General features: G+C 38.6%; 12 protein-coding genes. All 12 read right to left on the bottom strand.

What is annotated here, in order from left to right; genetic code table 11:
* Positions 1-22: 22 nt before the first annotated feature.
* The 12 genes from folE to sleB all read right to left on the bottom strand — a co-directional run bounded on the left by folE (position 23) and on the right by sleB (position 12,351).
* Positions 23-592 carry a GTP cyclohydrolase I FolE gene (folE, locus tag ABC382_RS08205; protein ID WP_036126769.1) on the bottom strand — a complete coding sequence of 190 codons (570 nt, stop codon included), beginning with the start codon at positions 590-592 and terminating at the stop codon, positions 23-25.
* 210 nt (positions 593-802) lie between these two features.
* The gene (locus tag ABC382_RS08210; protein ID WP_004232618.1) at positions 803-1,075 is read right to left on the bottom strand and encodes an HU family DNA-binding protein; all 273 of its coding nucleotides are present in this window, start codon (positions 1,073-1,075) and stop codon (positions 803-805) included.
* 198 nt (positions 1,076-1,273) lie between these two features.
* Positions 1,274-2,752 (bottom strand): stage IV sporulation protein A, encoded by a 1,479-nt coding sequence (gene spoIVA / locus ABC382_RS08215; protein ID WP_274796344.1) that lies wholly within the window; start codon positions 2,750-2,752, stop codon positions 1,274-1,276.
* Positions 2,753-2,844: 92 nt separating this feature from the next.
* Positions 2,845-3,627 carry a hypothetical protein gene (locus tag ABC382_RS08220; protein WP_274796343.1) on the bottom strand — a complete coding sequence of 261 codons (783 nt, stop codon included), beginning with the start codon at positions 3,625-3,627 and terminating at the stop codon, positions 2,845-2,847.
* Between the two features lie 23 nt (positions 3,628-3,650).
* Entirely contained in the window at positions 3,651-3,863 is a 213-nt protein-coding gene (locus tag ABC382_RS08225; RefSeq protein WP_155590613.1) for a DUF2768 domain-containing protein, read from the bottom strand.
* A 224-nt stretch (positions 3,864-4,087) separates the two neighbouring features.
* On the bottom strand, positions 4,088-5,104 hold the full coding sequence (locus ABC382_RS08230; protein WP_412926705.1) for an NAD(P)H-dependent glycerol-3-phosphate dehydrogenase: 1,017 nt from the start codon (positions 5,102-5,104) through the stop codon (positions 4,088-4,090).
* Positions 5,105-5,211: 107 nt separating this feature from the next.
* Positions 5,212-6,522, bottom strand: a complete 1,311-nt coding sequence (gene der, locus ABC382_RS08235; protein ID WP_274796341.1) for a ribosome biogenesis GTPase Der — start codon at positions 6,520-6,522, stop codon at positions 5,212-5,214.
* A gap of 965 nt (positions 6,523-7,487) precedes the next feature.
* Positions 7,488-8,624, bottom strand: coding sequence for a 30S ribosomal protein S1 (gene rpsA, locus ABC382_RS08240; protein WP_274796340.1), 1,137 nt, complete (start codon positions 8,622-8,624; stop codon positions 7,488-7,490).
* A 102-nt stretch (positions 8,625-8,726) separates the two neighbouring features.
* Positions 8,727-9,401 carry a (d)CMP kinase gene (cmk, locus tag ABC382_RS08245; RefSeq protein ID WP_312505659.1) on the bottom strand — a complete coding sequence of 225 codons (675 nt, stop codon included), beginning with the start codon at positions 9,399-9,401 and terminating at the stop codon, positions 8,727-8,729.
* Positions 9,402-9,496: 95 nt separating this feature from the next.
* Positions 9,497-10,156, bottom strand: coding sequence for a flagellar brake protein (locus ABC382_RS08250; RefSeq protein WP_274796338.1), 660 nt, complete (start codon positions 10,154-10,156; stop codon positions 9,497-9,499).
* Positions 10,157-10,242: 86 nt separating this feature from the next.
* The gene (locus ABC382_RS08255) at positions 10,243-11,526 is read right to left on the bottom strand and encodes a PepSY1/2 domain-containing protein (RefSeq protein ID WP_274796337.1); all 1,284 of its coding nucleotides are present in this window, start codon (positions 11,524-11,526) and stop codon (positions 10,243-10,245) included.
* A 15-nt stretch (positions 11,527-11,541) separates the two neighbouring features.
* The gene (sleB, locus tag ABC382_RS08260) at positions 11,542-12,351 is read right to left on the bottom strand and encodes a spore cortex-lytic enzyme (RefSeq protein WP_274796336.1); all 810 of its coding nucleotides are present in this window, start codon (positions 12,349-12,351) and stop codon (positions 11,542-11,544) included.
* Between the last annotated feature and the right edge of the window lie 56 nt (positions 12,352-12,407).

Here is a 12,407-nt window from a genome sequence, read left to right on the forward strand (position 1 = left end):
ATAACATAATTAGACATGTAATTTAAGACATTTGGATAAATGATAGCACTTCTCTTCGTTTTACTTCATCTTCCTCATAAATACCCCGAGCAACCGAAGTTACCGTTTTAGAACCTGGTTTTTTTAGTCCTCGCATCGTCATACACATATGCTCAGCCTCAATGACAACATAGACTCCTTTTGGTGCAAGCATCTCCATAATCGTCTCGGCTACAGAAGACGTAATACGCTCTTGTAATTGTGGTCGTCGAGCAATGGTTTCAACGGCACGTCCTAATTTACTAAGCCCAGCAACAACTCCGTCATTTGGTATGTATGCAACATGTGCCTTGCCATAGAAAGGCACTAGATGATGCTCACACATTGAATAAAAAGGAATATCTTTTACAAGGACTAATTCTTCATGATCCTCATGAAATACCGTTTTAAAGTAATCTTTAGCATCCTCATGCAAGCCACTAAACATTTCGGCATACATTTTAGCTACACGTTTCGGTGTATCCAATAAACCTTCGCGATTTACGTCTTCACCTACCGCTTCTAAAATCATTTTTACTGCTTCTTCTATTTTTAATAAATCAATATTCGACATCCGAAAAAACCTCCTGCGTATCAAAACATTACACATTTCCCTATGCATCGTAGCACATCCAAATGGTTAGCGCAAAATGACTTACCTGTTTCATAAAAAAATTGCCTTTAGAGTAGTAAATCCTCGTAGAATTCTTATGTAAAAAGTTAAAAAGAGCAGCCTTCATGTTCGTTAACATGAAGACTGCTCTATGTAACTACTAGACGTGTATTATTTTACCGCGTCTTTAAGCGCTTTACCTGGTTTGAAAGCAGGCACCTTGCTAGCAGCGATTTCGATTTCTTTACCAGTTTGTGGGTTACGACCTTTACGAGCCGCACGTTCACGTACTTCAAAGTTACCAAAACCAATTAATTGTACTTTGTCACCCTTTGCAAGAGCATCTTGAATTGTATCAAATACAGCTTCAACTGCTTTAGAAGCGTCTTTTTTAGAAAGACCTGCAGCTTCAGCAACAGAGTTTACTAATTCTGTTTTATTCACACCATTCACCTCCTCTCAAAGGGTCATGAACCAATTCTGTAAAAAGAGTAACACATAGAAAACCGCTACGCAACTGTATTCATACATGATTATAACCAAAAAATTAGATTTTCACCCAAAAAACAAAAATAAAAGGACTTTTCGCTTAAAAACGAAAAGCCCTACACCTATTTTTCACACATTTTTTCAATTTTATTACTATAAAATAAATGTTACTAAACCTCTATCACCTTCGTTAACCATTCGTTCAATTGTTTGTCGCATCCGTTTTTTGGCAGTAGGTGGTACAGCATCCATTTTATAGCGTATACCCTCTTTTAATACTTCATGTAACGGAGTTCCAAATAGTTGCGTATTCCATAATGCCTCACGATCATGTAAATAAGCATGATTTAAGTCTTTAAGTAGTTGCTGACTGTGGAACTCTGAGCCGATCAACGGTGCGAATTCTGATTCCATATCTACTCGAATAATATGGTAAGATGGTGCTTTTGCCTTCATTCGAACGCCAAAGAAATTATTTTGCTTAATGAGCTCTGGTGCTGTCGGCTCAAATTCCTGCATCATTGGTAATGTCACGCCGTAGCCTGTCGTATCCGCATCATGGATTGCACTCTTAAAGCGTTTTTGTGCTTCTTTTGCCTCCGCAGCCTCTTTAATAAAGAGCAGCCAATCTTTTTTGGTTTCAATCGGTTCTTCTAGCCATTCATTACACACCGATTTGTATAATTCACCCTGTAAGGATACACGAATCACAGCCGTTCCAACACCTGCATCAACATGAACTACTTCACTTTGATCAATAAAATCAATCGCTTTAAAAGCATCTGATGCCTGTTGTACGTCTCTAATTTTCATCACAGACGAAAGTACTTCCTCCATTGAATCAATCAACGCAACATTCAACGGATGCGTGGCATCTAATACATCCAGCCAATCTGGCTTTTCTACCTCAATTGTACGAATCGGAAATTCAAATAAAGCTTCTTGTAAAATATATTGAATATCTGTTTCTCTCATTTGATCAATAGACATAGCAATAACAGGTACATTATAACGTTCAAACAATTCATTGCGAAGCTGAACCGTTTCTTCTCTCGCTGGCATTTGGCAATTGAGTAAAATCACAAAAGGCTTGCCGATTTCTTTTAATTGCTCAACAATTTCTTCCTCTGCCTTCTCTGCGGCACGGCGGCTAATCCCGTTCACAGTACCATCAGTGGTTACGACAATACCGATATTTGCATGATCACGAATTACCTTATCTGTGCCAATTTTAGCTGCTTCCTGGAATGGAATCGGCTCTGTATGCCAAGGAGTATGAACATATTTTGGTCCATTTTCATCCTCATAGCCTTTCGTTCCTTCGATAATATAACCAACGCAATCTGCCAAACGGATTTGGAATGGCATCTCATCATCACCGACCACAATACGTGTTGCTTGGGCAGGCACAAACTTCGGCTCAGCAGTCATAATGACTGGCCCCGGTGAACTTTGTGGCAACTCATCTTGTGCTCGCATTCTTTCCGTCTCATCCAGAATGTTTGGTAACACGACTGATTCCATTACCTTTTTTACAAATGTTGATTTACCTACACGTACTGGACCGACAACACCAATATAAACATCGCCATTTGTGCGCTCTGCAATTTCTCTAAATACTGCTTCACTCAAGGTTTCTGCCTCCTTTATCTACGCTTTTTCACTATATGCAAGCTTGTAGACAAATATGAAAAAGCCCCTCACAAATGTAAGGAGCCTGTTTCTTATTGTTCTTTTTTTTCAGCAGCTTCTGCCTCTTGTTTTTGTCTCTCTTTGGCCTTTTGAACATCTGCATTATAGGTTTCCATATCATAAACTGGTTCCCCATTGTTATCGACAGTATAAGGAATAGAATAAGCAGGCACTACGGGATATTTGTCCACTAGTAGCTGGCGAATATCATCACCAGGCTTCACATCAGGCTTGTCCTCTTTTAAAAGCTGCCCTAAATCCACAGAATAATCTACGTGCAATTCACCGTCACCCGTCATAAAAAGTGGTAGTTCGACGCCAGAATAAGGACTTTTCACCGTCACATCTGTTTTATAGCCTAAATCTTTATAATTAATTTGATAAACATTGTCAGATGAAGAACCTTTTATCGGTAAATATTGTGTAGATAATTTGCGAATGCCTATTTCACGAATCCGCTCTGCCGCATTTAAATCTACTAATTTGACTGTCGCTTCATGTTCAGGATCCCAAATAATATATTGATATATCCCGCCTTTTTCATAGGCATTTCCAGGAATCGTCGTCAAATACTTCGGCATAAGCTTTTGAAAATCGATCAAGTATTTGATATAAATGTCTGTATCTAATTCACTATTTTTAATCGGTACTAGCCCACCAGTTGCTTCACGATATTCGTTCACAGCACGTTGAACTGCAGCTAGTTGGTCGACATCAGGCGTGACCTTTGCTCTTTTTTCGTCTTCTGGGTACGCACATCCTACTAATAGTATGGCGGTTGCAAATACCAACAGAAAAGAACTTAGTTTTTTCATGTTACTGACACCTCATTAAATTTTTATGCTGGCCATGTGGCAACTACTAGTACCATTAAAAATGTGCCAAGTCCAAACAGTATGTATGCACATAAATTTACGATTGTTCGTAAAAATACATTTGAAATTTTATTTCGAGCTAAATAAATTAAACCGACTGATATAATCATAAATGCGATGCAATAAAATGATACCCACATTACATCTAGTGCAGGCATATGAGCTAACGGGCCCATTTCAAATAACCACCTTTCTTTCAATGTCAAGACACAATCAAAGTATATTATACTATGTGCCTCTGCTAAAAAGAAATAGTTGTCCCATAACGATCAAGAAATGGACAACTCTTTTATGCTGCTCACACTATTCAACTAATAGCACACAATAAGGCGTCACAACAGATTCGTTGAGACACCTCATTTATGTCCATTTTATGACAAAGTTAATCAAAAAATTGTCATTAATGTTTCATATCATCTATTTCTCGTTTTTTCATACGCATCATTAATGCATCAACCGCCACTTTTGGTTCAACATCATTAAATAGCACACTATAAAGCTCTGTGGAAATCGGCATGGCTACACCATACTTTTCTGCTAATTGATAGGCTGCCTTTGTGGTACGTACACCCTCTACAACCATACCCATTTGATCCAGAACTTCCGGTAGCTTCATCCCTTGCCCTAGCAGATTCCCTGCACGCCAATTTCGAGAGTGAACACTTGTACAAGTTACTATTAAGTCGCCCATACCAGTTAGCCCCGAGAACGTAAATGGATTACCACCCATTTTTACACCTAAACGTGAAATCTCTGCAAGACCTCGTGTAATGAGTGCAGCCTTTGCATTATCTCCATAATTTAAGCCATCTGTAATACCAGCTGCTAAAGCGATAACGTTTTTCAATGCTCCTCCAATCTCTACTCCAATGACATCCTCATTTGTGTAGACACGGAAAAATTGATTCATAAATAAATCCTGTACCTTTTCTGCTGCATCTATATTGGCACATGCAGCAGTTACCGTTGTAGGGTGGTGTAATACCACTTCCTCCGCATGACTTGGGCCTGAAAGAACGACAATCTCTTCCACATACTCAGCTGGCAAACTCTCAGCTAAAATTTCAGAAATCCGTTTTAAAGAATCCGGCTCAATCCCTTTAGAGACATGGACGAACAACACTTTCCTAGTTAATTCAACCGTCAATTTCTCGCAAACTTCTCGAATAGCTTTTGTTGGGACAGCCACAACAATAGTCTCTGCATGCATAGCCGCCTTTGCAATATCACTTGTCGCATGTAAATTTGCTGGCAGAACGGTTTCAGGTAAATATTTTTTATTCGTATGCAGGTTATTGATTTCCTCTGCCTGTTCAGCTCTATGTGTCCATACAAGCGTATCATGTCCATTTTCCGCTAGTACTATTGCAAGTGCAGTACCCCATGAGCCTGCCCCTAACACACAAACTTTTTCCATTAAAAATCCTCCCTTTACTGGGTTGTCTATCATACGCTCTTTTTTGTAAAAAGACGCCACCCAACAATTCTGTCAGGTTGGCGTATTATAGTGTACCGCTATTTCATTTAAGCACGAGCACGTGTAATTAAACGTATTGGTGTCCCTTCAAAATCAAATGTTTCGCGAATTCGGTTTTCTAAGAAACGTTCATATGAGAAGTGCATAAGCTCTGGTTCATTCACAAATACAACAAATGTTGGCGGCTTAATCGCAACCTGAGTAGCATAGTAAATACGTAAACGACGACCTTTATCAGTTGGCGCAGGATTACGCGCCACTGAATCCTCAATTACTTCGTTTAAAATAGATGACTGGATACGCATCGCATGATTCTCACTTACACGTTGAATAATCGGTAAAATTTGATGTACACGCTGTTTCGTATTGGCTGATACGAAAATAATAGGTGCGTAGTCTAAGAATAGGAAATGCTCACGAATTTGCTGTGTAAAGACATTCATCGTTTTCTCGTCTTTTTCAATCGCATCCCATTTATTCACGACAATCACAACAGCTTTTCCAGCCTCGTGCGCATAGCCAGCAATTTTCTTATCTTGCTCCTGAATGCCTTCTTCTGCATTCAGTACCACTAAAACAACATCTGAGCGTTCAATGGCGCGTAGAGCACGTAAAACAGAGTATTTCTCAGTTGTTTCATAGATCTTCCCTTTTTTACGCATACCGGCTGTATCAATAATGACATATTCCTGACCTTCATATTCATAAGGCGTATCGATCGCATCACGTGTTGTCCCAGCAATATTACTTACAATAACACGTTCTTGCCCTAAGAATGCATTGACTAAAGAGGATTTCCCAACATTCGGACGACCGATTAAAGAAAATTTAATCACATCATCGCCATATTGCTCTTCATCTTCTTTCGGGAAATGTTTCGCACATTCGTCCAATAAATCCCCTAAGCCTAAGCCGTGTGACCCTGAAATTGGCCAAGGCTCCCCAAAGCCAAGTGCATAAAAATCATAAATCATTTCACGCATATCGGGGTTATCAATTTTATTGACCGCTAATACGACTGGTTTTTTTGTTTTGTATAAAATTTTAGCAACTTGCTCATCTGCTGCCGTTACTCCCTCACGACCATTTGTCATGAAAATAATAACATCCGCTTCATCAATGGCAATTTCAGCTTGTTGACGAATTTGTTCTAAAAACGGCTCGTCCCCTATTTCAATGCCACCTGTATCAATAATATTAAAATCGTGTGTTAACCACTCTGCCGAACTATAAATACGGTCACGTGTTACGCCTGGGATATCCTCCACAATAGAAACACGCTCTCCAACGATACGGTTAAAAATCGTCGACTTACCTACGTTCGGACGACCTACGATGGCTACTACTGGTTTCGTCATCTGTACTTCATCCTTCCAACTTCTTGTCTTTCGCTATTATACACGAAAAATGCCATTATATCATATCATATCCATAAAGTAGAACGCTATGTATGGCAATCATCACTCTCGGGATTTATTTTTAAGAGTCTAAGCAGTACTTTAATGGGGATATAGGTATTTTGATTCAATCCTGAACTTTATGGATTCTATCCTTCAATTTTGGGGCTTTATCCAACACTTTAGGGGTTCTATCCGCCACTTTGAGGATTCTATCCACTACTTTAAGTTCTATCCTTCACTTTGAAGGCTCTATCCACTACTTTTCAAGTTCTATCCACCACTTTTCAAGTTCTATCCGCCACTTTGAAGGTTCTATCCGCTACTTTAAGTTATTTCCACTACTTTATGGATTGTATCCACTACTTTTTGGGTTCTATCCTCCATTTTGAAGGTTCTATCTACTACTTTAAGTTCTATCCTTCACTTTATTAGTTCTATCCGCCACTTTGAGGACTCTATCCACTACTTTTCAAGTTCTATCCAACACTTTGAAGGTTCTATCCACTACTTTAAGTTTTATCCTTCACTTTATGGATTGTATCCACTACTTTTTGGGTTCTATCCTCCACTTTGAAGGTTCTATCTGCTACTTTAAGTTCTATCCTTCACTTTATTAGTTCTATCCGCCATTTTGAGGGCTCTATCCAACACTTTTCAAGTTCTATCCACCACTTTGAAGGTTCTATCCGCTACTTTAAGTTTTATCCGTCACTTTACGGGTTCTATCCGTCACTTTGAATGCTCTATCCACTACTTTTCAAGTTCTATCCTCCACTTTGAAGTTCTATCCGCCACTTTGAAGGTTCTATCCGCTACTTTAAGTTATTTCCACTACTTTATGAATTCTATCCATCACTTCGGAAGCTCTATCCTCCACCCCAACAAAAAAGCGAGGATGCATGTTTGCATCCTCGCCCCGCACTTTATTTAAAGTTTTTTAATTGATCGCCAATTACATCACCAAATGAGAAGCCTGTGTTTTCTTCTGGTAATTCGTAGTCAATCACTTCTTCTGCTTCTGGATTTTCTAATAATTCTTTAATGCTCAGCGCTAAGCGTCCTTCTTCTGCATTGACATCAAGTACTTTTACTTGTACCTCTTGTCCCTCTTTTAACGCTTCATGTGGCGTGTTGATATGCTTATGGGCGATTTGAGAGATATGCACTAAGCCTTCAACACCAGGGAATACTTCTACAAATGCACCAAATGAAGTTAGACGTTTTACTCGGCCATCTAAAATCGTGCCTTTAGCTGCGCGTTCTTCGATATTTGACCAAGGTCCCGGAATTGTTTCTTTGATGGATAATGAAATGCGTTCATTTTCTGGGTCCACCGAAAGAACTTTCACTGTTACATCTTGTCCTTCAGCTAAAACCTCACTCACATCGCTCACATGCTCATGTGATACTTGCGAAATATGAACAAGCCCATCAATACCACCAAGGTCGATGAATGCACCAAATGAAGCCAATCGCTGTACTTTACCGTCTAATACATCGCCAGCTTTAATTTGATTAATGACATTTTTCTTTTGTGAAGCTTTTTCTGCTTCAACTACTGCACGATGAGATAAGATTAGGCGATTTTTTTCTTTATCAAGCTCAACAATTTTAAAGCTTAACGTTTTTCCTTTATAGCCTTCAAAATTATCGACAAAGTAGTCTTCTACAAGTGATGCTGGTACAAAGCCACGTACACCTAAATCTACGACAAGACCACCTTTAACAATATCTTTTACTTCCGCTTCGAAAATTTCCTCTGCGGCAAATTGTTGCTCTAGTGTATCCCATGCTTTTAAAGCATCCACTTTACGTTTTGATAGGACAAAGTTCTCTTCTTCTACCTTTGTAATCATCAACTCTAACTCATCCCCAACAGAGATGACATCAGACGCTTTCTCAATGTGTAAGCTTGATAATTCACTAATCGGTACAATACCATCAAACGGTGCACCTGGAATTGATACAGATACTGCCTTTTCATCAACTTGTGCTGCAATACCTTTGACGATATCACCCTCGTTAAACGTTTGTTCTGCATAGTTCATTTCTTCAGACATATGTAACCCTCCTTCGCATCTTCCCTTACTATTTTATTCGATATTGAAGACAAAGACAAAAATAAATCCTTTAAATTCAAAAAATGTCTGAAATTTTAGGATTTATAGCATTTTTTCTTCTGCTAATTTTAAAATAGCTTGTGCTGCATCATCAATGGACAATGCTGTTGTATCTAAAAATATTGCATCTTCAGCTTGAATAAGTGGCGATGCTTCACGCTCACTATCTTTTTTATCACGTAGCGCAATTTCTTCCTGAAGTTTTTCGAGAGAAGAATCAATCCCTCTTTTTTGATTATCGATTAATCGTCTTCTTGCACGTTCTTCTACTGTTGCAGACATAAAAATCTTTAGCTCTGCATCCTTTAAAACATGTGTAGCAATATCACGTCCATCCATGACAACACCGCCATTAGCTGCAAGCTTTTGTTGTTGAGCAACTAATAGCTCTCGAACTTTTGCATGGGCAGCTACTTGAGAAACAGAGGAAGTAACTTCATTTGAACGAATTTCAGCCGATACATTGCGACCATCTAAAAAAACAAGCTGGCCCTGTGGAGATGGCTTTAATTCAATTGTGCTAGTCATTAACATCTCTGCTAATTTTGCTTCATCATCTAAATGTATGTTTTGTTGCATCGCTTTATACGTAACTGCTCGGTACATGGCACCTGTATCGATATAAGTAAAACCAAGTGCTTCAGCAACTATTTTGGCTATTGTACTTTTACCAGCACCTGCAGGCCCGTCTATCGCAATTTGAATGTTTTTCTGCATTATTCTTCCCTACTTTCTTCACCTCATATTGTAACATATAACCCCAAAAAAGCCCTCTGCTAGGAGAGGGCTTTGTAAAAATATTATGAAGGAAATTAAACATTGAAAGGATTCACTTCTTTACGACGATTGACTAATTGGCGTTCAAAGCAAAAACGTACAATATGCTGTTGATCGACATCATCTGTATCCGTTAGCTGAATGGTCGCAATGCGTTTATCGTCTTTTTCAAAAATGCGCACGACTGTTGCATCCGTAATGACGTATTTGACATCTCCATTCGCAAAAGGTAATACAATAGTTAATTTTATCTCATCACCATCATTGAAAGCTACTTCTCCCTTCAAGATGAGTGCCAAGCCTCCAGCACTAATATCAACAGTCACAAGTTGATACTTGTAATCGTTGAACTGAATAGCAACGTCCACTGGCGTTTCAACACGAACATACTCTCGTCGTTGAATTTTTATAAATTCCTCGGGCTTTGGACAATGCAACATAATCATTGGTATATTGCCTGCTTTACGCCCAATTACTTCTGTATTAAAAGCAAAGGATTGTTTATCCTCGGTACGAAAGGTTGCTCTAAATTCTGAGCCATCTATTAAAAATGCTGTTTTCTTCGTTGCCATATTTATTGGATAATCAATATAAAGAATATGATCTTGTTGCTCTACAACTTTACAGCGGAATTTCTCCACTTGCTCTGTATACGTAGGTTCAAGTTGTAAATGTGTACCAATTTTTATTTCCATGAGCATCTCCTCGTACGAAAAATATGGTTTAATTATCTCATGAGAAGTTTATTTTGGCTATAAAAATTGGTAGTATTTTCTTATTATTAAGTTAGATATTCCACTTTTAATACATTGTGGTTTTCCGCATCAATAACAATTCTAAATGTTTCCTGAGTATTTCCGTCACGTAATGCAATGACCTCATAGCAAAGTCGCTGTTCAAATTGGCCATTATCTGTATAAATATTTTTTACCTCTTGTACTTGAATATCGTCTTGGAAGAATGTTTTCCAATCAATAGGTTTCGCTGTTTGTGGTTTAATATTCTCTTCTTGAATATACTCCATTGCATTCGCACCTAACAGCTCACCTGTATCTTTCGCTACTTTTAATTGAACACCATCCGCATAAATTAACGCATTGTCCCCAGGATGTACACGGGCAAATGTCACATGCCATGCTTGATGATTTTCTCGTGATTCCACATAAGCCACATCTTTCATGCCTAGTTTCTTCACATATTCCTGAGCTTTTTTGAGGATTTCCTCTTGTGAGAGCTTTGCTTCATCAACAGGACGTTCTACTAAATAGGACAGTAAATGTCCTCCCTTTTCCGTCAAATCTACATAGCCTAAACGTATCCCTTGATGGAATTGAATGTGATAGAAAGGATACGGTGCGGTGTCACTACTTTTAGTGACCGTAAATGTTGCGTCTTTAATGGCAGGGAATAAATATTTGACTTTTTCTAACGCTTCTTTTTCGGTAATCACAGCATCCTGCAATGCTTTTAACTCGATTTTCTTCTGCCAATCAGATTCTGATAGTGTTAGCGGGAAATCCTTTTCTCCGTAACCCTTTAACGTATCTTTTACAGTATCAAATTTTGTGTTTGGATTTTTATTATCAACTTGCTGTAGCCAAACATCCATTTTTCCATCATGCTTATAAAAATCAACTGTTGCAGCTGTCCAATCATCAGAAAGGGATTGTAAATTTGCGGAGACCTGTGGCATCTTATCACGCCAAGCCTCATAATCACCTGTTTTTGCTGTTCTTTTTGCTTCATCGCCAAGTCTTCCTAAATAATTCATCCATTCATTCGATAGTTCTTGTCCAATCGGGATATTAGCAATGGAAGAACGAACTTCTGAGCTTAAGCGCCAAACCGAGTCTAGCTCACTGTGAATCGCCTGCTCGTCTTGAAACAAGAGGGATTGTGATACAGCCCGCTGGAGATGGGATAGTTTTTCAGATGCATCTGTTAACTTATCTGTATATTGCGCTAGTACGGTACGTTGTAAATCTTCTTTATCGCCATGTAAATCTATGCTGTATGCCCCTAACCCAATAACAGCAATCGTTAAGACCACGAGCCAAGTTTTCATCGATGTTCCTCCTTTCTATGAACAGAAAATATGCTCTCCTATTTGTTTAATTTGTGGACGTGACCAAATCCATTTACTTGTTGCTGTTTTTGGATTGAAATAATATAACGCATTTTCAGATGGGTCCCAGCCGTTCATTGCATCAATAACGGCTTCTTTTGCTCGTTCATTAGGTTCTAACCAAATTTGTCCATCAGCTACTGCTGTAAAAGCTAGTGGTTGGAATATAATACCCGAAATTGTATTAGGGAAATCGGGGCTTTCTAAACGATTTAAAATAACAGCTGCTACTGCTACTTGTCCCTCATACGGTTCTCCCCTAGCCTCTCCATATACAGCATTCGCCATTAACTGCAAATCACGTTCTGTATATTTTGGTGGGACTTGCGTTTGAGTTCCATTATTATTGCTGCTCCCACTACTATTACCGCCACCAGTACCTTTTTGTACCTGCTGATCAAGTGGCTTGCCACCATAATAAGTAAATTGATTACCCGCATTTAATTGTGCTTTTACCCATTTTTCATCATAATCAGAGTAGCCTGCTAACGCTTTCTTTGTTTTTGCGCCAGCAATCCCGTCTACTGGTAAACCATATTTCTCTTGGAAATTACGTAAAGCCCAGTATGTGTTATAGCCAAATTTGCCATCGATTTTACTCTTATAAAAACCTAAGTATTGTAATCTGGATTGCAATTCAATGACATCATCTCCGTAGGCACCACGAGTAATTTGCTGGTCACTAAAAGCTATTGCATCATTTTGAGGAATCGCAATTATACTAATTCCTAATATCAAAGCAAAAAGTATGCTGACTAAACGCACTTTTATCACTCCTTTTTTTTATAGCTTGAAACAAAAGAAGTAATTTATACATGCTA

The organism is Lysinibacillus phoenicis, from assembly GCF_047238325.1.
Taxonomy (GTDB): domain Bacteria; phylum Bacillota; class Bacilli; order Bacillales_A; family Planococcaceae; genus Lysinibacillus; species Lysinibacillus irui.